16 protein-coding genes are annotated in these 21,460 nt (G+C 77.3%); 13 read left to right on the top strand and 3 right to left on the bottom strand.

Annotation, left to right across the window (positions count from 1 at the left end; all coding sequences use genetic code 11):
• On the bottom strand, window positions 1-656 hold a 656-nt coding region (locus EDC03_RS00005; RefSeq protein WP_148057963.1), incomplete at its 3' end, for a DUF222 domain-containing protein.
• Between the two features lie 500 nt (window positions 657-1,156).
• Window positions 1,157-1,864 (bottom strand): TIGR03085 family metal-binding protein, encoded by a 708-nt coding sequence (locus tag EDC03_RS00010; RefSeq protein ID WP_199719805.1) that lies wholly within the window; start codon window positions 1,862-1,864, stop codon window positions 1,157-1,159.
• 345 nt (window positions 1,865-2,209) lie between these two features.
• Here EDC03_RS00010 and EDC03_RS00015 point away from each other — a divergent pair, with 345 nt between their 5' ends.
• The 7 genes from EDC03_RS00015 to EDC03_RS00045 all read left to right on the top strand — a co-directional run bounded on the left by EDC03_RS00015 (window position 2,210) and on the right by EDC03_RS00045 (window position 9,815).
• Entirely contained in the window at window positions 2,210-4,300 is a 2,091-nt protein-coding gene (locus EDC03_RS00015; RefSeq protein ID WP_241966931.1) for an ABC transporter ATP-binding protein, read from the top strand.
• A complete protein-coding gene (locus EDC03_RS00020; RefSeq protein WP_123378195.1) occupies window positions 4,297-6,213 on the top strand; it encodes an ABC transporter ATP-binding protein in 1,917 nt (638 codons plus the stop codon). The genes EDC03_RS00015 and EDC03_RS00020 overlap by 4 nt, the downstream gene beginning before the upstream one ends.
• Window positions 6,210-6,620 carry a phosphoribosyl-AMP cyclohydrolase gene (gene hisI / locus EDC03_RS00025; protein WP_123378196.1) on the top strand — a complete coding sequence of 137 codons (411 nt, stop codon included), beginning with the start codon at window positions 6,210-6,212 and terminating at the stop codon, window positions 6,618-6,620. Before EDC03_RS00020 ends, hisI begins: the two co-directional genes overlap by 4 nt.
• Window positions 6,617-8,209 carry an anthranilate synthase component I gene (locus EDC03_RS00030; protein WP_123378197.1) on the top strand — a complete coding sequence of 531 codons (1,593 nt, stop codon included), beginning with the start codon at window positions 6,617-6,619 and terminating at the stop codon, window positions 8,207-8,209. The genes hisI and EDC03_RS00030 overlap by 4 nt, the downstream gene beginning before the upstream one ends.
• Window positions 8,206-8,862: a Trp biosynthesis-associated membrane protein gene (locus EDC03_RS00035; RefSeq protein ID WP_158674148.1), complete on the top strand. Its 657-nt coding sequence runs from the start codon at window positions 8,206-8,208 to the stop codon at window positions 8,860-8,862. Before EDC03_RS00030 ends, EDC03_RS00035 begins: the two co-directional genes overlap by 4 nt.
• A gap of 175 nt (window positions 8,863-9,037) precedes the next feature.
• Window positions 9,038-9,337, top strand: a complete 300-nt coding sequence (locus tag EDC03_RS00040; protein WP_123378199.1) for an HGxxPAAW family protein — start codon at window positions 9,038-9,040, stop codon at window positions 9,335-9,337.
• A 58-nt stretch (window positions 9,338-9,395) separates the two neighbouring features.
• Window positions 9,396-9,815 carry a DUF2752 domain-containing protein gene (locus EDC03_RS00045; RefSeq protein ID WP_199719806.1) on the top strand — a complete coding sequence of 140 codons (420 nt, stop codon included), beginning with the start codon at window positions 9,396-9,398 and terminating at the stop codon, window positions 9,813-9,815.
• Between the two features lie 122 nt (window positions 9,816-9,937).
• Here EDC03_RS00045 and EDC03_RS00050 read toward each other — a convergent pair whose 3' ends face one another.
• Window positions 9,938-10,549 carry a DUF4190 domain-containing protein gene (locus tag EDC03_RS00050; protein WP_123378201.1) on the bottom strand — a complete coding sequence of 204 codons (612 nt, stop codon included), beginning with the start codon at window positions 10,547-10,549 and terminating at the stop codon, window positions 9,938-9,940.
• A 333-nt stretch (window positions 10,550-10,882) separates the two neighbouring features.
• On the opposite strand from EDC03_RS00050, the gene trpC reads away from it, so the two are divergent.
• From trpC to EDC03_RS00080, 6 genes are all read left to right on the top strand, one after another.
• Complete coding sequence (gene trpC / locus EDC03_RS00055) at window positions 10,883-11,710, top strand: indole-3-glycerol phosphate synthase TrpC (protein WP_123378202.1); 828 nt, start codon at window positions 10,883-10,885, stop codon at window positions 11,708-11,710.
• Window positions 11,710-13,122, top strand: a complete 1,413-nt coding sequence (gene trpB / locus EDC03_RS00060) for a tryptophan synthase subunit beta (protein WP_123378203.1) — start codon at window positions 11,710-11,712, stop codon at window positions 13,120-13,122. The genes trpC and trpB overlap by 1 nt, the downstream gene beginning before the upstream one ends.
• On the top strand, window positions 13,119-13,943 hold the full coding sequence (trpA, locus tag EDC03_RS00065) for a tryptophan synthase subunit alpha (protein WP_241966932.1): 825 nt from the start codon (window positions 13,119-13,121) through the stop codon (window positions 13,941-13,943). Before trpB ends, trpA begins: the two co-directional genes overlap by 4 nt.
• Window positions 13,940-15,037 carry a prolipoprotein diacylglyceryl transferase gene (gene lgt / locus EDC03_RS00070; protein ID WP_199719807.1) on the top strand — a complete coding sequence of 366 codons (1,098 nt, stop codon included), beginning with the start codon at window positions 13,940-13,942 and terminating at the stop codon, window positions 15,035-15,037. Before trpA ends, lgt begins: the two co-directional genes overlap by 4 nt.
• A 201-nt stretch (window positions 15,038-15,238) precedes the next feature.
• A complete protein-coding gene (gltB, locus tag EDC03_RS00075; protein ID WP_123378204.1) occupies window positions 15,239-19,897 on the top strand; it encodes a glutamate synthase large subunit in 4,659 nt (1,552 codons plus the stop codon).
• Window positions 19,890-21,383 carry a glutamate synthase subunit beta gene (locus tag EDC03_RS00080; protein ID WP_123378205.1) on the top strand — a complete coding sequence of 498 codons (1,494 nt, stop codon included), beginning with the start codon at window positions 19,890-19,892 and terminating at the stop codon, window positions 21,381-21,383. Before gltB ends, EDC03_RS00080 begins: the two co-directional genes overlap by 8 nt.
• The last annotated feature ends 77 nt before the right edge of the window (window positions 21,384-21,460 follow it).

Raw genomic sequence — 21,460 nt, forward strand, 5'->3', positions numbered from 1 at the left:
GGGCCGGTGCGGGTGGTGGCCCAGGTGGTGAGGCGGTGGAACAGGGCGGTGATGTCGGCGACGGGGCCGGTGGCGACGAGCTCGGCCGCCCCGTCACCGAGCGGCTGGACGAGAACCCGGCGGCGGCACGTCTCGTACCGGACCCGGCGGTTGGTCGCGTCGACCTCGAGCCGGGCCACGAGGGCCCGGACCTTGCGCTTCACGCCGGGCGGGTCCAGGCGGGGCAGGTCGTCGGCGAGGTGGGTGTCGACCCAACGGGCCTGCTCCGGGGTGAGGCCGGCGGTGCCGGTGACGACGGCGTGCGCCTGTGCGGGGCAGATCGTCCCGGCGCTCAGTGCGGCGCCGGTCTCGGGGAGCACGGTCGTGAGCGCGAGCGCGTCGGTGACCAGCCGCCGAGCACCCGCGACCCCCACGCGGAGCGCGAGGGCGATCTCGGTGACCACGGCCTCGGCGGGGTCCCCGCCGAGCCGGCCGAAGCGGGCGAGCTCGACCGGGTCCCCGTCGACTGGCACACCCAGGGCCGCGGCCGTCTCGTCGACGAGGTCGGCCACCAGCCCCAGCATCGCGGCGTGCTGGGCCGCCGCCGCGGCGTGGGCGTCGCGGAGCTGGTCGAGGACTGCTCGACCTGCCCGCCGGGAAAGGGGAAGGTGGTCCACCGGCACGTCCGTCAGGCCGGCCGACGCCGAGGCGTCGGGGGCGGCACCGGCAGGAGCACCGGAAGGAGCACCGGACGGAGCACCCGACGGAGCACCGGACGCGTCGAGGTTGTCGGCCGCCCGCGGGGCGTGATCGCGCGGGCGGTCCTCCTCGTGCTCGTGCTGCTGCGCCACCTCGACCACCCCCTCGACCGTCGTCGTCCGAACGTGTGTTCGAATGCTAGTCGAGGGGTCCGACAATGGCCCGGCAGACGGCGGAGACGGCCGCCTCGCGTCGTCAGCTCCGCAGGTGCGGGGGGTCGGCGCGAGAGCTGTCGGAGCCGAGGACAGCGGTCACCCGACGAGCGGCGGCGCAGAGGGGGGCGGCACGGACCGGCGGGAACCGCGGTCGACTCTGACGGCTCAGGCCTGACGGCTCACACCTGACGGCTCACACCCGACGGCTCACACCCGACGGCTCACACCCGACGGCTCACACCCGACGGCTCAGCCCCGACGGCTCACACCCGGCGGCTCAGCCCCCGGTAGGCGGCGACGTCGTCGGGCGCCCCCTCCAGCTCGACGCGGGCGACGCCCTCGCGGCCGAAGGAGTGGAGGATGACCTCGCCGACGTCCCCCCGCACGCGGACGGTGCCGGTCCCCTCGCGAGCCCGGCGCACGACGGCGCTGCCCCGGTCGGTGACGAGCTCGACGCCCACGGGGCAGCGGCGGTGGATCAGCCGGGCGCGCCCGGACAGGGTGCGCCACAGGGCGTCCGCGACCTGCTCCGCGAGCACGCGCGGCTCGACGTCCGTCGCGGGCGCGCCCCCGGGTCCCGCGCGGCGGACATCCTCGGTGTGGACGAAGTGCTCGCCGGTGTTCACGGCGGCGTCGAGCGCCTTGACCGCGAAGGGGGACAGCCGCGGCGGGCCGGCCGCGAAGACGGCGACGAGCGCGGTGAACGGACGCCGCAGCACCGCGGCGCGCACGGACTCGGCGTGGCCCGCGAGGGCGGGCACGACCATCCCGAGCGCCGCGTCGGGCCGGCGCTCCCGCATGACGAGGTGGGCCGCGAGGTCGCGGGCCGTCCAGCCGCTGCAGAGCGTCGGCGCGTCGGGACCTGCGGCCAGCAGCGCGGCGACCAGCGCCGCCCGCTCGACGTCGGACGGGGAGGCGTCGGCGGGCGTCCCGCCGGGGCCGTCGGGGGCAGCAGTGCTGTCGGCGCTCACGGGGGACATCGTGCCCCGGACCCCCGGGGCGGCGACCCGAGCGGGCCGGGCGGTCGACATGACGGCCACGGCCGGAGCGACGGCCACGAGACGGCCGGGCGCGTCGACCACGTGCACCGAGCCGCGCCCCGAGCCGTCCGACGACGCCCCGACGACGCCCCGACGACGTCCCGGCGGACGCTGCGGCGGACGCCCCGACGGACGCCCCGACGGATGCCCTCCCGCCCCGCCAGAGGGCTTCCGTCAGGGGGTCGTGCGAAGGTGTGAGCGCGCTCCCGCACCGCCCCGCGCCCCCGTGGCCCGGCGACGGCGGAGGGAGGCGCGCCCGCCCCCGGAAGGACCGCCGTGCCCCGCCGCGCCCCCGCGCCGTCTCCCGACCAGCCCGACCAGCAGCCCACCGCCCCTCCCGCCGACCCGGGCGTCGCCCCCGCCGGTGCCCTCGGCGACCCCGGGGACACCGCGGTCGACCCGGTGGACGGCCGCACCGACGGCGCGGCCCCCGGCCCCCGCGGTCGTCGCGCGCGTCGCGGGCGCGGGCGTCGTGGCGGCACCGGCACCGGCCGCCCCCGCAGCGCGACCGCGCAGGGCCTCCGCGTCGTCGGCCGCGGCGCGAAGGACGAGCCGTGGCTGCTGGGCCTGGCCGTCCTGGTCTCCGGCATCTACGGCGCGGGCACCGCCGCCACCGGCTGGCTGCTGGGCCGCTCCACCGACCGCGTCCTCGTCCCGCTCTTCCGCGGCGAGCCGGGCGTCGACCTCGGCGACGTCGTCGTCGCGGGCCTGCAGATCGCCGGCGTCGTGCTCGTCACCGCGGTGGCGGTCGCGCTGCGCCGCATCGTCGCCGGCCGCGTCTACGCCAACCTCGTCGCCCGCTACCGCCGCCGCCTGTCCCACCAGTACCTCCGGCTGCCGCTCGCGTGGCACCACCGCCACCCGGCGGGCCAGCTCCTCGCCAACGCGGCCTCCGACGTCGAGGCGGCCTTCCAGGTCTTCCAGCCGCTGCCGATGGCGCTCGGCGTCGTCGTCATGGCCGTCGTGGCGGCCGTCGCGATGATCGCGGCCGACCCGGTCCTCGCGGCGGTCGGCCTGCTGGCCATCCCGGCCATGGCGGTCGCCAACATCGCCTACCAGCGCGCCATGTCGCCCAAGGTCGTCCGGGCCCAGGCGCTGCGCGGCGAGGTCTCCTCGCTCGCCCACGAGTCCTTCGACGGCGCCGTCGTCGTCAAGACGCTGGGCCGCGAGGCCCTCGAGACGGAGCGCTTCGGCGCGGCCGCCGACCGCCTCCGCGGCGCGAACGTCGCCGTGGGCCGCACCCGCGGCGCCTTCGACCCCGTCGTCGAGGCGCTGCCGTCGCTCGCGAGCCTCGCCGTCCTCGTCACCGGCGCCGTGCGTGCCGCGCAGGGCGAGGTCGGCGTGGGCGAGGTCGTCCAGGTCGTCTACCTCCTCTCCGTCCTCTCCGCCCCCGTCCGCGCGTTCGGCTGGGTGCTCGCCGAGCTCCCGCGCGCCGCCGTCGGCTTCGGGCGCGTCGAGGCGGTCCTCGCGGCCACCGGCCGGATGCGCTGGGGCACCGAGCCCCTGCCCGCGGGCGGCCTCTCCCTGCAGATGCGCGGCGTCACGCTCGCCCACGCGCCGCAGGTCGACGAGGACCTCGGCGCCCTCGTCGCGGCGGCCCACGACGACGACGCCGGCCGCGTCCCCGCCCTCCGCGGGGTCGACCTCGACGTCCCGGCCGGCTCGACGACGGCGCTCGTCGGCCCCACCGGCTCCGGCAAGTCCACGCTGGCCTCGCTGGCCGTCCGGCTCGTCGACCCGGACGCGGGCACCGTCCGGCTCGGTGGCACGGACGTGCGGGCGCTGGCCGAGGGGTCGCTGCCCGAGGACGTCGCCCTCGTGCCGCAGCAGACCTTCGTCTTCGACGACACGGTGCGCGAGAACGTCACGCTCGGCGCGGACGTCGACGACGCGACCGTCCGTCGGGCGCTCGTCACCGCCCAGGCCGCCGAGTTCGTCGACGCCCTGCCCGACGGCGACGCGACGCGCGTGGGGGAGCGCGGCACCTCCTTGTCCGGCGGCCAGCGGCAGCGCCTGGCGCTGGCCCGCGCCCTCGTCCGTGCGCCCCGCCTGCTCGTCCTCGACGACGCGACGTCCGCCGTCGACCCGGCCGTGGAGGCGCAGATCCTCGAGGCGCTGCGTCGGCCCGCCGCGCCCGGCGCGCCCCGCCCGACCGTCCTGCTCGTCGCCTACCGCCGCGCCACCATCGCGCTGGCCGACCGGGTGGCGTGGATGGAGCACGGCCGGGTCGTCGACGAGGGCACCCACGACGAGCTCATGGCGCGCCGCCCGGCCTACCGGCAGCTCGTCACCGCCTACGAGGAGGCCGCCGTCGCGGCCCGGGTCGTCGCGCCCCGCCGCGCGCCCGCGGACCAGGAGGTCCGATGACGTCCACGACCACGGGGCCGCCGACCGGCCCCGCCACCGCCCCGGCGCCCGGGGCCGCGCCGGCCGGCACGCGGATCGCCCGCGAGGCCGACGACGGCGTCGTCGCCACCGTCCGCCGGGGGCTCGCGCTATCGCCGCTCATGCGCCGCGGCCTCACCGGGACGCTCGTCCTCGGCGTCGTGGCGACGGCCGGCCGCGTCGTCGTCCCGCTCGTCGCCTCGCGCGCCGTCGACGAGGGCATCGGCGGCCCCGGCGGGCCCGACCCGTCCGCGGTCCTCACGGTGGCCCTCCTCGGCGCGGGCGTCGTCCTCCTCACGGCCGTGCTGTCCTACGCCGTCAACCGACGGCTCTTCACGGCCACCGAGGCGGGCCTCGCCGAGCTGAGGACGACCGCGTTCCGCCGCGTGCACGACCTCTCCGCCCTCACGCAGGGCTCGGAGCAGCGCGGGGCGCTCGTCTCCCGCGTGACGAGCGACGTCGACACCATCTCGACGTTCCTCCAGTTCGGCGGGCTGCTGCTCGTGCTCTCGCTCGGCCAGCTCGTCGTCGTGACGATCATCATCGGCGTCATCTCGTGGCAGCTGCTGCTCGTCGTCGTCGCGTGCCTGCTGCCGGCCGTGCTCCTCGGCCGGGCCCTCCAGCCGCGGCTCTCGCGGGCCTTCGCCGAGGTCCGCGCCCGCGTGGGCCGCGTGCTCGGCGGCATCTCCGAGACCGTCGTCGGCGCCGACACGATCCGCGCCTACGGCGCCGAGCGCCGCACGCAGGGGCGCGTCGACACCGCGGTGGAGGACCAGCGGCAGGCCCAGGTGCGCGCCCAGACGCTCGTGGCGACGAGCTTCTCCGCCGGCGTCCTCGCCGCCGGCCTCGTCGTCGCGGCGGTCGTCGTCGTCGGCGCGTGGCTCGGCGTCTCCGGGGGCCTGACGCTCGGCCAGCTGACCGCCGTCCTCCTCCTCGTCCAGCTCCTCACCGGGCCCGTCCAGCAGCTGACGGAGGTCCTCAACGAGCTCCAGAACGCCGTCGCCGGCTGGCGCCGCGTGCTCGCGCTGCTCGACACCCCCGTCGACCTCGCCGACCCAGGCCCCGCCGGGCGCGACCTGCCGCCCGGTCCTCTCGACGTCCGGGTCGAGGGCCTCGGCTACGCCTACCCCGGCGGCCCCCCGGCCCTCTCCGACGTCGACCTCGACCTGCCCGCGGGCACGCGCGTCGCCGTCGTGGGCCGCACGGGCTCGGGCAAGACGACGCTCGCCCGCCTGCTCGTCCGGCTCCAGGACCCGTCCGCGGGACGCGTGCTCGTCGGCGGCGAGGACCTCCGGGAGGTCCGGTCGGCCAGCCTCCGCGGCCGGGTCGCGATGGTCCCGCAGGAGGGCTTCCTCTTCGACGGCACCGTCGCGGAGAACGTGGCGCTGGGCCGCGAGGGCGCCGGGCGCGCCGCCGTCGAGGAGGCCGTCGCCGACCTCGGGCTGCGGCCCTGGGCCGCCGGCCTGGCGGACGGCCTCGACACCCGCGTCGGCCAGCGCGGCGAGGCCCTGTCGGCGGGGGAGCGGCAGCTCGTCGCCCTGGCGCGGGCTCGCCTCGCGGACCCCGACCTCCTCGTCCTCGACGAGGCGACCTCGGCCGTCGACCCGGCGCTCGACGTCGCCATCGGCGCCGCGCTCGAGCGCCTCATGGCCGGCCGCACCTCGGTGACCGTGGCGCACCGGCTCTCGACGGCCGAGCGCGCCGACCTCGTCGTCGTCGTGGCGGACGGGCGCGTCGCCCAGACGGGCCGGCACGCCGAGCTCGTCGACGCGCCCGGCCCCTACGCCGGGCTGCACCGCGCGTGGGCCTCGCAGCTCGACCCCGCGGCGGCGTCGCCGGGGGCCGCGGGCGGCACCGCGGGCACCGCCGCGCCGGTGGGAGGATCCGGGGCGTGAGCCCGACCCCCGCCGGCCCCGACGCCGCCCCCGCCGCCGCGCCGGCCCCGCCGCGCCTGGACCCGGCGGTGGCCGCCCGGCTGAAGCAGGACCCGTCCGGCCTCGTCGCCGCCGTCGTCCAGCAGCACGGGACCGGTGAGGTCCTCATGCTGGCGTGGATGGACGAGCAGGCCCTCGCCCTCACGCTGACGACCGGCCGGGCCACCTACTGGAGCCGCAGCCGCGGCGAGCTGTGGCGCAAGGGCGACACGTCGGGCCACGTCCAGCACGTGCGCTCGGTGGCGCTCGACTGCGACGGGGACGCGCTGCTCGTCGTCGTCGACCAGGTCGGCGCCGCGTGCCACACGGGCACCGCGACGTGCTTCGACGGCCGCGACCTCGGCGCCGTCGTGGGCGGGACGCCGTGAGCGCCGGGCCCGACGGGCGGCTCGGCGTCACCTGGCCGTCCCCGGACGTCTTCCGCGAGCTGGCCGCCGACCGCCGCGTCATCCCGGTCACGCGGCGCGTGCTCGCCGACGGCGAGACCCCGGTCGGGCTGTACCGCAAGCTCGCCCGGGACGCCCCCGGCTCGTTCCTCCTCGAGTCCGCCGAGCACGGCGGCCGCTGGGCGCGCTGGTCGATCGTCGGCGCCCGGTCCGGCGCGATGCTCCTCGGCGTCGACGGCGAGGCCTCCTGGGTGGGGGAGCCGCCCGCCGGCGTCCCCACCTCGGGCGAGCCGACGGCGGTCCTCGCCGAGGTCATGCGGACGCTCCACACCCCGCGGCTGCCCGGCCTCCCGCCGCTCACCGGCGGCATGGTCGGGGTCCTCGGGTACGACGTCGTCCGCGCCTGGGAGCGGCTGCCCGTGCCCGCCGACCGGCCGGACGAGCTCGGCGCGCCCGCCGTGATGATGGCGCTGGCCACCGACGTGGCGGTGCTCGACCACAGCGACGGGACGCTCCTGCTCGTCGCCAACGCGGTCAACCACGACGGCACGGACGAGCGCGTCGACGAGGCGTACGCCGACGCCGTCGCCCGCCTCGACCGGATGGTCGGCGAGCTCGCCGCGCCCGCGCCCTCGACCGTCGCCGTCCACGACGGCGGCGCGCCCGACGCCCCGGCCCCGGACGTGCGCGAGCGCACCCGGCGCGAGGACTACCTCGAGGCCGTCCGGGCGGGGCAGCGCGCCATCGTCGACGGCGAGGTCTTCCAGGTCGTCCTGTCCCAGCGCTTCGAGCTGGACTGCGCCGCCGACGCCCTCGAGGTCTACCGCTGCCTGCGGGCGACGAACCCCAGCCCGTACATGTACCTCTTCCGCGGGCAGCGGCCCGACGGCAGCCGGGTCGACGTCGTCGGCTCCAGCCCGGAGGCCCTCGTCAAGGTCGAGGGGGGCCGCGTCATGGCGCACCCCATCGCCGGCACCCGGCCGCGCGGCGCCAAGCCCGAGGACGACGTCCGCCTGGCCGACGAGCTGCTGGCCGACGCGAAGGAGCGCAGCGAGCACCTCATGCTCGTCGACCTCGCGCGCAACGACCTCGCCCGCGTCTGCGCGCCGGGGACCGTCGACGTCGTCGAGTTCATGGCCGTGGAGCGCTACAGCCACGTCATGCACCTCGTCTCGACGGTGGTCGGCGACGCCCGCCCCGGGGAGGCCGCCCTGGCGGTCCTGCGGGCGGCCTTCCCCGCCGGGACGCTCTCCGGGGCGCCCAAGCCGCGCGCCATGGAGCTCATCGACGCGCTGGAGCCCGTCCGCCGCGGCGTCTACGGCGGCGTCGTCGGCTACCTCGACTTCGCCGGGGACCTCGACATGGCCATCGCCATCCGCACCGCCGTCCTCACCGGCGGCGTCGCGCACGTGCAGGCCGGCGCGGGCGTCGTCGCGGCGTCGGTGCCGGAGAGCGAGGACGCCGAGTGCCGGGCGAAGGCGGCCGCCGTCCTGCGCGCCGTCGCGGCGGCGACGACGCTGAGGGCGCCCGGCACCGCCCGACCCGCTGCCGCCGCGGGCGGCGCCGCGTGAGCCGCGCGACCAGGGCCCGCACCGTCCTCCTGCTCGTCGCGCTGGCCGCGCTCGTCGTCGTCGCGGGCGCGCTGCCCTGGACGCGGGCCGAGGTCGCCGGGGCGCTCGCCGGCGGCGGCGAGGTCGTGGCGAACGGCGGTGCCGCCGCCCCGCTCGTCCCCGCGCTCGGCCTCGTCGCCCTCGCCGGCGCGGCCGCGGCCTCGACGACCCGGCGGGCCGGGACGGTCGTGGCGCTCGTCGCGGCCGCGCTGGCCGGGGCCGGCGTCGTCGCCGGGTCCGCCCTCGTGCTCGCCGACCCGCTCGCGGCCACGACGGCGGAGGTCGGCGCCGTCCTCGGCGTGACGGCCGGCTCGGTCCGGGCCGGGGACGCGGACGTGGCCGCCACGGCCTGGCCGGTCGTCACGCTCGTGCTGGGGCTCCTCCTGACCGCCGCCGCGGCGGCTGGCGCCGTCGTCTCGCCGCGCTGGGCCCGGGACCGGCGGCACGAGGTGGTGACGGCCGGCGCGGGCAGCGACGGCGACGACGACGCCCCCGCGGCACCGGCGGACCCGGCGGCCGAGCGCGTCCGCCGTCGCGGCGAGGCCTTCGACGCGTGGGACGCCCTCTCCCGCGGGGAGGACCCCACCGGCGGGGGAGCCGGCCCGCGCCCCTGACCCGGCACGCCCGCACCGGGCGGCGGGAGGGCCGCGCCCGGGGGCGGCTGGCATGATGGCCGCGCTGCCGTCGCGGCGCCCGACCCGGCGCCGCAGGCAGGACCAGCACCGAGCACGACGAGCACGACGCACCACCGCACCGGCCCCGCGCGGGCCCCCCACGAGGAGGACCGGCATGGCCGACCAGCAGCAGCAGCAGACCGACCGCGGCCCGGTGCTGCCCCCGCACACCGAGGACCACGGCCACAGCCTCGCGGCCTGGGTGGGCGTCTCGATCGTCGCCCTCGGCGCTCTCATCTCCTGCCTCGCGACGGTCTTCACCATCTGGCCGGCGTTCTGGGCCGGTTTCGTCGTCATGGCGATCGGGCCGGCGGTCGGCAAGTTCCTGGCCTCGAAGGGCCACGGCGCGTCGAAGCCCGAGCAGTCCTCGGACGCCCCCCACGACACCCCGCACGACCTCCACGGCCCGCGCTGACGCCGAGCGCCCTGCGCCGGGTGACGACCCGACCGGGACGGGGGCACCCGTGACACCCGTGGGTCCGAGGGCGGCGCGCACGACGGCGGCCCTGGCCACGGGCCTCGTGGGCGCGGCCGGCCTCGCCGCCGTCGCCCTCCGTGACCCCCACGTCCCCGGGAGCTGGGGCACGTGCCCGGTCCTGGCCCTCACCGGCCTGCCCTGCCCGGGCTGCGGCGGCCTCCGCGCGACGGCGGACCTCCTCGCCGGTCGTCCCCTCGAGGCCCTCGGCAGCAACGCACTGGCCGTCGTCCTCGTCGTCGGCGCCGTCGCCGTCTGGACGGTGTGGGCCCTCGCCGCCGTCCGCGGCCGGCCGTCCCCCGTGCCGCGGCTCGTCGCGGCGGTGACGGACCGCCGCGTCGCCGTCGGCGCGGTGCTGCTCGTCGCCTTCACGGTGCTCCGGTGGCTGCCCGCCACCGCCCCGCTCCTCGGCCCCTGACCCGCCCGACCCGAGGCGCCCGACCGGAGCCGCCCGACCGGCTGAGGGTCGTTCGATCAGAGCCCTGACGCACGGAGGCCCCCCACCCGGTCGGGTGGGGGGCCTCCGTGCTGCGCGGGACGTCAGCCGCCCAGCGCGTCCTCCAGCGACTGCTCGATGCAGGCCTGCTGCTCCGCCTGCGTCGGGAGGTTCACGCACTCCTCCGCGTTCTGGCCGAGGAAGGCGGCGCCGAAGGACCAGGCGACGACACCGGCGATGCCGAGCAGGAGGGCGATGATCGAGAGCACGAGGCCCGCCAGGGCGGCGCCGCCGTTCGTGGCCTCGCCCCGCTTGGCGCGCTTGCGGCCGAGGACGCCGAGCACGATGCCGGCGATGGCGATGACCGCCGTCAGCACCCCGAGGAAGGGGACGATGCCGAGGCAGACGGACAGCAGCGCGACGATGCCGACGACGAGCGCCGCGACGCCGAGGCCGTTGCGGGGGGCGGCACCGCCCCGGTGGTCGCCGCCGTAGGCGGGCCGGTCGTCGCCGAAGCCGGGCTGGTCGCCGCCGTAGCGGGCGGGCTCCGAGCCGCCGGCCCCGTAGCCGGGGGCCGAGCCGTGGCCGGGCGTGCCGCCCTGGCCGGGGGTCGAGCCGTAGCCGGGCGTCGAGCCGTAGCCGGGGGCGCCGTCGCGGCCGGGCTCCGAGCCGCCGTAGCGCGGCTGGTCGTTCGGGTCCTGCGGGGGAGTGCTCACGTCGTCTCCTGGCGGGTCGGGCCGTGGACGGCGCCGTGCGCCGCGCCCACCGGTCGGCGGGTCCCCGGGACGCTATCGGCGGGAGGCCCGGCCCGCCCCCGGGCGCGCCGGACGGGCCCCGCCCCGTCGGGCCGACCGGGGCGCCCCGCCCGACGCGGCCCGTCGCCGTCCGCCGTGGCCCGCCGTGGCACGCCGTGGCACGCCGCGGCGCGGACCGGGGCTGTCCGGGGCTGCGACTAGAGTCGGCGGCGCACGACCCCCCGGCCGTCCCTGCCCCCGGCGGACCGGTGCGGGGCGGGCACGACCGCACCGGCCGGCAGCAGGGAGATCTCCGTGACCGTCCTCGACGACATCCTCGCGGGCGTCCACGCGGACCTCGCCGACCGCCAGGGGCGGACGACCCTCGACGAGCTCAAGGAGCGGGCCGCGCGCCGGCCCGACGCCGTGGACGCCGTCGAGAGGCTCCGCCGCGTGCCGGGCGACGAGCACCGCGGCGGCGTCAAGGTCATCGGCGAGGTCAAGCGGTCGAGCCCGAGCAAGGGCGCGCTGGCCGCCATCGGGGACCCGGCCGGCCTGGCGCGCGACTACGAGGCCGGGGGCGCCGCCGTCATCAGCGTCCTCACCGAGCGCCGCCGCTTCGGGGGCAGCCTCGAGGACCTCGACGCCGTCCGCGCCGTCGTCGACGTCCCCGTGCTCCGCAAGGACTTCGTCACCACCGCCTACCAGGTGTGGGAGGCGCGGGCGCACGGCGCCGACGTCGTCCTCCTCATCGTCGCCGCGCTGGAGCAGCCCGCCCTCGTCTCGCTCGTCGAGCGCGTGCACTCCCTCGGCATGACGGCCCTCGTCGAGGTGCACGACGCCGAGGAGACCGCCCGCGCGCTCGACGCGGGGGCGAAGGTCGTCGGCGTCAACGCGCGCGACCTCAAGACCCTCCACGTCGACCGCGGCGTCTTCGCCACGCTCCGCCCGCTCGTGCCCGAGGGGGTCGTCGTCGTCGCCGAGTCCGGCGTGCGCGGCCCCCACGACGTCTTCGACTACGCCCGTGCGGGCGCCGACGCCGTGCTCGTCGGCGAGGCGCTCGTCACCGGCGGCGACCCCCGGGCGGCCGTGGCCGACCTCGTCGCCGCCGGCAGCCACCCCTCGACCAGGGCAGGACGCTGATGAGCACCTCCACCCCCTCCCGCGGGCGGCTGGCCGACGGCCTCCCGCTCTCGTCCGCCGCCGGGCCGTACTTCGGCGAGTTCGGCGGCCGCTTCGTCCCGGAGGCGCTCGTCGCCGCCCTCGACGAGCTCGACGCCGCCTTCACGACGGCGTGGGCCGACCCGGCGTACCGGGCCGAGCTCGCGGAGCTCGAGCGCACGTACACCGGCCGGCCGAGCATCCTCACCGAGGTGCCCCGCTTCGCCGCGCACGCGGGCGGCGCGCGGGTGCTCCTCAAGCGCGAGGACCTCAACCACACAGGCTCGCACAAGATCAACAACGTGCTGGGCCAGGCGCTGCTCACCAAGCGCATGGGCAAGACCCGCGTCATCGCGGAGACGGGCGCCGGCCAGCACGGCGTCGCCACGGCCACGGCCGCCGCCCTCATGGACCTCGAGTGCGTCGTGTACATGGGCGAGGAGGACACGCGCCGCCAGGCGCTCAACGTCGCCCGGATGCGGCTGCTCGGCGCCGAGGTCGTGCCCGTCACCACCGGCTCGCGCACCCTCAAGGACGCCATCAACGAGGCGATGCGCGACTGGGTGGCGAACGTCGAGAGCACGCACTACCTGCTCGGCACGGTGGCCGGCCCGCACCCCTTCCCCACGATGGTCCGCGAGCTGCACCGCGTCATCGGCGTGGAGGCGCGCGCCCAGGTGCTCGACCTCGTCGGCCGCCTGCCCGACGTCGTCGCGGCGTGCGTCGGCGGCGGCTCGAACGCCATGGGCATCTTCCACGCCTTCCTCGACGACGAGGGCGTGCGCCTGCTCGGCCTCGAGGCCGGCGGCGACGGCGTCGAGACGGGCCGCCACGCGGCCTCCATCACCGGCGGTGCGCCGGGCGTCCTCCACGGCACCCGCTCGTACCTCCTGCAGGACGAGGACGGCCAGACCGTCGAGTCGCACTCGATCTCCGCGGGCCTCGACTACCCGTCGGTCGGCCCCGAGCACGCGTGGCTCGCCGCCACCGGCCGCGCCGAGTACCGCCCGGTGACCGACGACCAGGCCATGCAGGCCATGCGCCTGCTCAGCCGCACCGAGGGCATCATCCCGGCCATCGAGTCCGCCCACGCCCTCGCCGGGGCCCTCGAGGAGGGCCGCCGGCTCGGGCCGGACGGCGTCGTCCTCGTCAACCTCTCCGGCCGCGGGGACAAGGACGTCGACACGGCCGCGCGCTGGTTCGAGCTCGTCGACGCCGGGGACATGGTGGAGGCCGAGGACGTCCGCACCGCGCGCGCCGACGAGGGCGTCCACGACGGACCGGACCTCCCGGGCTCCGCGGCCCCGGCCGGCCCCGGCCGCCGCGACGAGGGCGTGCCCGCGTCGGGCCCCGGCTCGCGCGCCGACCGCGGCGACGCGCAGGGCCCGGCGTGAGCGCGCCGACCGTGCCCCCCGCCGTGCCCGCCGCCGCGGGCACCAGCCGCACCGCGGCGGCGCTCGACGCCGCCCGCGCCCGGGGCGGCGCCGCCCTCGTGGGGTACCTCCCGGTGGGCTTCCCCGACGTGGCGACGTCCGTCGAGGCCGCCCGCGCGATGGTCGGCGAGGGCGTCGACGTCGTCGAGCTCGGGCTGCCGTACTCGGACCCCGTCATGGACGGCCCGACCATCCAGGCGGCCGCCCAGACGGCGCTCGACCGGGGCACCCGCCCCCGCGACGTCCTCGCCGCCGTCGAGCAGGTGGCGGCCACGGGGGCCGCCGTCCTCGTCATGACGTACTGGAACCCCGTCGTCCGGTACGGGGTCGACGCCTGGTCGCGCGACCTCGCGGCCGCCGGGGGAGCGGGCCTCATCACCCCGGACCTCGTCCCCGACGAGGGCGCGGACTGGCTCGAGGCCTCGGCGGCGCACGACCTCGACCGGGTCTTCCTCGTGGCGCCGTCGTCCTCGCCGGCGCGGCTCGCCAGCACGGCCGCGGCCTGCCGCGGCTTCGTCTACGCGGCGTCGACCATGGGCGTCACCGGGGCCCGGGCCTCGGTCGGCCCGGCCGCCGAGCAGCTCGTCGCCGACACGCGCGGCGCGGGCGCGGAGCGCGTGTGCGTCGGCCTCGGCGTGTCGACGCCGGCGCAGGCCGCCGAGGTCGGCGCCTACGCGGACGGCGTCATCGTCGGCTCGGCCCTCGTCCGGGCCCTCGGCGACGGCGGCGTGCCCGCGGTCGCCCGTCTCGCCGCCGACCTCGTGCAGGGTGTGCGTCCGTGACCACGTTCCTGCCGCCGGGGCTGCTCTCCGCCGCCGCGCCCGTCCTCGCGACGATCCCCAGCCCGTCGACGGGCGTCTGGCACCTCGGGCCCGTCCCGGTCCGGGCCTACGCCCTCTGCATCCTCGTGGGCGTCCTCGTCGGCGTCGTCGTGGGCGAGCGCCGGCTGCGCGCCCGCGGCGGCCCGCCCGGGGCCGTCGTCGACATCGCCGTGTGGGCCGTGCCCTTCGGCATCGTCGGCGCGCGGATCTACCACGTGCTGTCCTCGCCGGACGCCTACTTCGGCGAGGGCGGGGAGCTCGTCCGCGCCCTGTACGTGTGGGAGGGCGGCCTCGGCATCTGGGGCGCCATCGCCGGCGGCTTCGTCGGCGCGCTCGTCGCGATCCGCCAGCTCGGGCTGCGCGTCGCCGTCGTCGCGGACGCCCTCGCGCCCGCGCTCCTGCTCTCGCAGGCCATCGGGCGCCTCGGCAACTGGTTCAACCAGGAGCTCTTCGGCCGGCCGACGGACCTGCCGTGGGGCCTGGCCATCGACCCGCAGAACCGCCCGGCCGAGTACGCCGACGCCACGGCGTTCCACCCGACCTTCCTCTACGAGGCGCTCTGGTGCCTCGTGGCCTTCGGCCTCCTCCTGCTGCTCGAGAAGCGCTTCAGGCTGGGTCACGGCCGGGTCTTCCTCACGTACGTCCTGCTGTACGTGATCGGTCGCGGCGTCATCGAGACCTTCCGCGTGGACCCGGCCGAGATCGTCGGCGGCCTGCGCCTCAACGTGTGGACGTGCGTCGTCCTCGGGCTCGCGGCGGTCCTCGGCCTGCTCGTCAGCGCGATGCGCCACCCCGGCCGGGAGGCGTCCGCCCTCAAGGAGACGACGCCGGGGGAGGCCGCCGCGGCCGCCGAGGTCGAGGCCCTCGACGCGGGCGCCGACCCGGAGGAGGCGGCCGACGCCGGCGAGCGCGCGGCGCTCGAGGCCGAGGACGCCGAGGTCACGACGACCGGCGGGACCGGCTCCACCGGCACCCCGACGTCCGGCGCGACCGCGCCCGGCGGCACCACCACCGGCCGGCCCCCGGCCGGCGGGAGCCACGACCCCGCTCCCTGACCCGCCGGCCCCGCGAGGGGCCGGCCGCCCGGACCACGGCGGCGTCGTCCGCCCCCTGGTCGCACGGGCCGGACGCGCCCGTCCCCGGTGTACCTTCACGCGACCCGGGGCCGACGACGTCCCCTCCCGTCCCCCCGCCCCACCGCCCGGTGGGGCACGTCGACCGCCCCCGGGCGGTCCCCGTGAGGATGGTGCGACGCCATGACCACCCCCCGCCCCAGCACGCCCGACGCGACGACCGGCACCCCGGCCACGGCTCCTGACGCCGCCGCGCCCGCCGGCGCCCGTCCCGCCCACGCCCCCGGCGCGCAGACGCCGCCCGCCCAGGGCCTCTACGACGGCGCCCACGAGCACGACGCCTGCGGCGTCGCCTTCGTGGCGACGCTGCGCGGCGAGCCCGGCCACGACGTCGTCGACCACGCGCTCACCGCGCTGCGCAACCTCGACCACCGCGGCGCCGTCGGCGCCGAGGTCGACACGGGCGACGGCGCCGGGATCCTCACGCAGGTCCCCGACGAGCTCTTCCGCGCCGTCCTGGCCGAGGAGCACGGCGTCGACCTGCCGCCGCGCGGCGCCTACGCCGTCGGCACGGTGCACCTGCCGACGGACCCGGCCGAGCGCGCGGAGGCCGTCCGCCACCTCGGCACGATCGCCGAGGAGGAGGACCTCGCCGTCCTCGCGTGGCGCGACGTGCCCGTCGCCGCCGACCTCGTCGGCGCCACGGCGCGCGCGACGATGCCGCACCTGGCCCAGGTCTTCGTCGCCGGCCGGTCCGCCCGGATCACGGGCACCGCCCTCGAGCGCCGCGCCTTCTGCCTGCGCAAGCGCGCCGAGCGCGAGGTCGGCACCTACGTCGCGTCGCTGTCCTGCCGCACCATCACCTACAAGGGGATGCTGACGACGGGCCAGCTCGAGCCCTTCTTCCCCGACCTGTCGGACCGGCGCTACACGACCGTCCTCGCCGTCGTGCACTCGCGCTTCTCGACGAACACCTTCCCGTCGTGGCCGCTGGCGCACCCGTTCCGCCTCATCGCCCACAACGGCGAGATCAACACGGTCCAGGGCAACCGGAACTGGATGCGGGCCCGCGAGAGCATGCTCGCGTCGTCGGTCATCCCCGGTGACCTCGAGCGGCTCTTCCCCATCTGCACGCCGGGCGCCAGCGACTCGGCCTCGTTCGACGAGGTCCTCGAGCTGCTCCACCTGTCCGGCCGCTCGCTGCCGCACGCGATGCTCATGATGATCCCGGAGGCCTGGGAGAACGACGAGCAGATGGACCCGTCGCTGCGGGCCTTCTACGAGTACCACTCGATGTTCAGCGAGGCGTGGGACGGCCCGGCCGACGTCGTCTTCACCGACGGCACGCTCGTCGGCGCGGTCCTCGACCGCAACGGCCTGCGCCCCTCCCGCTACAGCGTCACCGACGACGGCCTCGTCGTCCTCGCCAGCGAGACCGGCGTCCTCGAGCTCGACCCGGCCACGGTCGTGCAGCGCGGCCGCCTGCAGCCCGGGCGCATGCTCCTCGTCGACACGGCCGCCGGCCGGATCGTCGACGACCGCGAGGTCAAGGCCGAGCTCGCCGCGGCCCGGCCCTACGACGAGTGGCTGCACGCCGGCCTCGTCACGCTGGGGGACCTGCCCGAGCGGGAGCACGTGGCGCACACCCACGCGTCCGTCACCCGCCGCCAGCAGACCTTCGGCTACACGGAGGAGGAGCTGCGCCTCCTCGTCGCGCCGATGGCGCGGGCCGGCGCAGAGCCCATCGGCTCCATGGGCACGGACACGCCCATCGCCGTGCTCTCCACCCGGCCGCGGCTGATCTTCGACTACTTCACGCAGAACTTCGCGCAGGTCACCAACCCGCCGCTGGACGCCATCCGCGAGGAGCTCGTCACCTCGCTCGTCACGGGCATCGGCCCCGAGCTCAACATGCTCGACAGCACGCCGGCCCACTGCCGCCAGCTGCTGATCCCGTTCCCCGTCGTCGACAACGACGAGCTGGCGAAGATCGTCCACGTCAACGCGGACGGCAACCTGCCCGGCTTCCGCACGGTCCGCGTCAGCGGCCTCTACCGGGTGGACGGGGGCGGGCGGGCCCTGTCCGAGCGCCTCGACGAGATCTGCGCCGAGGTCAGCGCGGCCATCGCCGACGGGGCGCGCTTCGTCGTCCTGTCCGACCGCGACTCCGACAGCGTCATGGCGCCCATCCCGTCGCTGCTGCTCACCGGCGCGGTGCACCACCACCTGCTGCGCGAGAAGACGCGCACGCAGGTCGGGCTCGTCGTCGAGGCCGGGGACGTCCGCGAGGTCCACCACGTCGCGCTGCTCATCGGCTACGGCGCCGCGTGCGTCAACCCGTACCTCGCCATGGAGTCCGTCGAGGACCAGGTGCGCTCCGGCGTCGTCACCGGCCTCGAGCCGGCGGACGCCGTCCGCCGCCTCATCTACGCGCTCGGCAAGGGCGTGCTCAAGGTCATGAGCAAGATGGGCATCTCCACGGTGGCGTCCTACCGCGGCGCCCAGACCTTCGAGGCCGTCGGCCTCGCCCGCGACCTCGTCGACCGCTGCTTCACCGGCACGACGACGCAGCTCGGCGGCATCGGCCTCGACGTCGTCGCCGAGGAGGTCGCCCGGCGCCACGCCACGGCCTACCCGGTCGGCGGCGTGCAGCCGGCGCACCGCCGCCTCGAGGTGGGCGGCGAGTACCAGTGGCGCCGCGAGGGCGAGCACCACCTTTTCGACCCCGAGACGGTCTTCCGCCTCCAGCACGCCACCCGCTCCGGGCGGATGGACGTCTTCCGCCAGTACACGCAGCGCGTCGACGACGCCTCCGAGCGGCTCATGACGCTGCGCGGGCTCTTCCGCCTCCGGGACGACCTGCGCCCGCCGGTGCCGCTCGACGAGGTGGAGCCGGTCAGCGAGATCGTCAAGCGCTTCTCCACAGGAGCGATGAGCTACGGCTCGATCTCCGAGGAGGCGCACGCCACCCTCGCCGTCGCGATGAACCGCCTCGGCGGCCGCAGCAACACGGGGGAGGGCGGCGAGGACGTCGCCCGCCTGCTCGACCCCGAGCGCCGCAGCGCCGTCAAGCAGGTCGCCTCGGGCCGCTTCGGCGTGACGAGCATGTACCTCACCCACGCCGACGACCTGCAGATCAAGATCGCGCAGGGCGCCAAGCCGGGCGAGGGCGGCCAGCTGCCGGGCCACAAGGTCTACCCGTGGATCGCGCGCACCCGCTTCTCGACGCCGGGCGTCGGCCTCATCTCGCCGCCGCCGCACCACGACATCTACTCGATCGAGGACATCGCCCAGCTCATCCACGACCTCAAGAACGCCAACCCCTCCGCCCGGGTGCACGTCAAGCTCGTCAGCGAGAGCGGCGTCGGCACGGTCGCGGCGGGCGTCAGCAAGGCGCACGCGGACGTCGTCCTCATCTCCGGGCACGACGGCGGCACGGGCGCCAGCCCGCTGACCTCGCTCAAGCACGCGGGCGGCCCCTGGGAGGTCGGGCTGGCCGAGGCGCAGCAGACCCTCCTGCTCAACGGGCTGCGCGACCGCATCACCGTGCAGGTGGACGGCCAGCTGAAGACGGGCCGCGACGTCGTCGTGGCGGCGCTGCTCGGGGCCGAGGAGTACGGCTTCTCCACCGCCCCGCTCGTCGTGTCCGGCTGCATCCTCATGCGCGCCTGCCACCTCGACACCTGCCCCGTCGGCATCGCCACGCAGAACCCCGAGCTGCGGGCGCGCTACGGCGGCAAGGCGGAGTTCGTCGTCAGCTTCTTCGAGTTCGTCGCCCAGGAGGTCCGCGAGCACCTCGCCGCCCTGGGTTTCCGCTCGCTCGACGAGGCCGTGGGCCGCTCCGAGGTGCTCGACGCCCGCCGCGCCGTCGACCACTGGAAGGCGTCGGGCCTCGACCTCGCGCCGGTCCTCCACCAGGTCGAGCTGCCCGAGGGCAGCGCCCGCCGGCGCACGCAGAGCCAGGACCACGGCCTCGAGAAGGCCCTGGACCACCAGCTCATCGCGATGAGCCGGGACGCGCTGGAGCACGGGACCGCCGTCGAGGTGGCGTCGCCCGTCCGCAACGTCAACCGCACCGTCGGGACGATGCTCGGCCACGAGGTCACCAAGCGCTACGGCGAGGAGGGCCTGCCGGACGGCACCGTCGACGTCACCCTCACGGGGGCCGCGGGCCAGTCGCTCGGCGCCTTCCTCCCGCGCGGGATCACGCTGCGCCTGCTCGGCGACGCCAACGACTACGTCGGCAAGGGCCTGTCGGGCGGCCGGGTCGTCGTCCGGCCGCACCCGTCGTCGCCCGCGGTCGACCCGACCGACGTCGTCGCCGGCAACACCATCGCCTACGGCGCGACGTCGGGGGAGCTCTTCCTGCGGGGGACCGTGGGCGAGCGCTTCTGCGTCCGCAACTCCGGCGCGACCGCCGTCGTCGAGGGCGTGGGCGACCACGCCTGCGAGTACATGACCGGCGGCACGGTGCTCGTCCTCGGGCACACGGGGCGGAACGTCGCGGCGGGCATGTCGGGCGGCACGGCGTACGTCCTCGACCTCGACCGCGGGCGGGTCAACGCCGCGGCCGTGGCCTCGGGGGAGCTGGGCCTGCACCCGCTCGACGAGGCCGACCGGGTCCTCGTCGCCGACCTGCTCGTGCGCCACCGCGACGAGACGGGCTCGGAGGTGGCCGCGGCGCTCCTCGCGGAGGGCGACGCCGGCCTCGACCGGGTCACCAAGCTGCTGCCGCGCGAGTTCTCCCGCGTCCTCGCGGTCCGGGAGCAGGCGCGCACCGAAGGACTCGACCTCGACGGCGACGCCGTCTGGTCCCGCATCGTGGAGGCGACCCGTGGCTGACCCGAAGGGCTTCCTGACCCAGCGCGAGCGCGAGCTCCCGCGCCGCCGTCCCGTCGACGTCCGCCTCATGGACTGGCGCGAGGTCTACGAGCAGCGGGACGAAGGGGCGCTCCTGCGCCAGGCCGGCCGCTGCATGGACTGCGGCATCCCGTTCTGCCACCAGGGCTGCCCGCTGGGCAACCTCATCCCCGAGTGGAACGACCTCACGTGGCGCGGCGACTGGTCCGAGGCCGTCGAGCGGCTGCACGCCACGAACAACTTCCCCGAGGTCACGGGCCGGCTGTGCCCCGCGCCCTGCGAGAGCGCGTGCGTGCTGGGCATCAACCAGCCCCCGGTGACGATCAAGCAGGTCGAGGTCGCCATCGCGGACCGTGCCTTCGACGAGCGGTGGGTCGTGCCGCAGCCGCCGGACCGCCTCACGGGGCGCACGGTGGCGGTCGTCGGGTCCGGGCCGGCCGGCCTCGCCGCGGCCCAGCAGCTGACGCGCGCCGGGCACACGGTCGCCGTCTACGAGCGGGACGACGCCATCGGCGGCCTCCTGCGCTACGGCATCCCCGAGTTCAAGATGGAGAAGGACCTCCTCGACGCCCGGCTCGCGCAGATGGCCGCCGAGGGCACGCGCTTCCGCCCCGGCACGCCGGTGGGCGGGACGGCGCGCGGCGCGGTCTCCGGGCTCGCGCTCACCGCGCGGTACGACGCCGTCCTCCTCGCCGTCGGGGCCACGGTCCCGCGTGACCTGCCCCTGCCCGGTCGCCACCTCGCCGGCGTCATGCCGGCCATGGACTACCTCGTGCCCGCCAACCGTGCCGCCCGCGGCGCGGGGGAGGGCGAGGACGGCACCGCCGTGCCCGCGCACCTCGACGCCCGCGGCAAGGACGTCGTCATCATCGGCGGCGGCGACACCGGGGCGGACTGCCTCGGCACCGCGCTGCGCCAGGGGGCCCGGTCGGTCACCCAGCTCGCCCACGGCGAGCAGCCGCCCGCCGAGCGGGCGGCGTCGGAGCCGTGGCCGGTCGACCCGCGCCTCTTCGAGGTCACCTCGGCGCACGAGGAGGGCGGCGACCGCCGCTTCACCGCCTCGACGACCGAGTTCGTCGAGGGCCCCGACGGCGCCCTGGCCGGCCTGCGGCTCGTCAAGGCCGAGCGGCGCGGACGGGAGGTCGTGCCGGTCGAGGGCACGGAGGAGGTGCTGCCCGCGCAGCTCGTCCTTATCGCGACCGGGTACACCGGCCCGGAGCGCGGGCCGCTCGTCGACGAGCTGGGCGTCGCGCTCGACGAGCGCGGGAACGTCGCCCGCGGCGCGTCGTACGAGACCTCGGTCCCCGGCGTCTTCGTCGCCGGCGACGCGGGCCGCGGCCAGTCGCTCATCGTGTGGGCCATCGCCGAGGGGCGGGCCGCCGCGGCCGCCGTCGACGAGCACCTCACCGGCCGGCCCAGCACGCTGCCGTCCCCGGTCCGGCCGACGGACCGTCCGCTCGTCGTCTGAGCGCCACCCGCGCGACGTCGTCGGGACCCCGTCCCGACGGCGTCCCGACGATGTCCCGGGGCCGCGCGGCGGCGTGG

Source organism: Pseudokineococcus lusitanus (genome assembly GCF_003751265.1).
Classification (GTDB): Bacteria; Actinomycetota; Actinomycetes; order Actinomycetales; family Quadrisphaeraceae; genus Pseudokineococcus; species Pseudokineococcus lusitanus.

What these genes read in the sequence shown, in the direction of transcription:
- EDC03_RS00020 (WP_123378195.1), top strand. Translation starts at nt 4,297, where the DNA reads ATGACGTCCACGACCACGGGGCCGCCGACCGGCCCCGCCACCGCCCCG.
- EDC03_RS00040 (WP_123378199.1), top strand. Translation starts at nt 9,038, where the DNA reads ATGGCCGACCAGCAGCAGCAGCAGACCGACCGCGGCCCGGTGCTGCCC.
- trpB (WP_123378203.1), top strand. Translation starts at nt 11,710, where the DNA reads ATGAGCACCTCCACCCCCTCCCGCGGGCGGCTGGCCGACGGCCTCCCG.
- gltB (WP_123378204.1), top strand. Translation starts at nt 15,239, where the DNA reads ATGACCACCCCCCGCCCCAGCACGCCCGACGCGACGACCGGCACCCCG.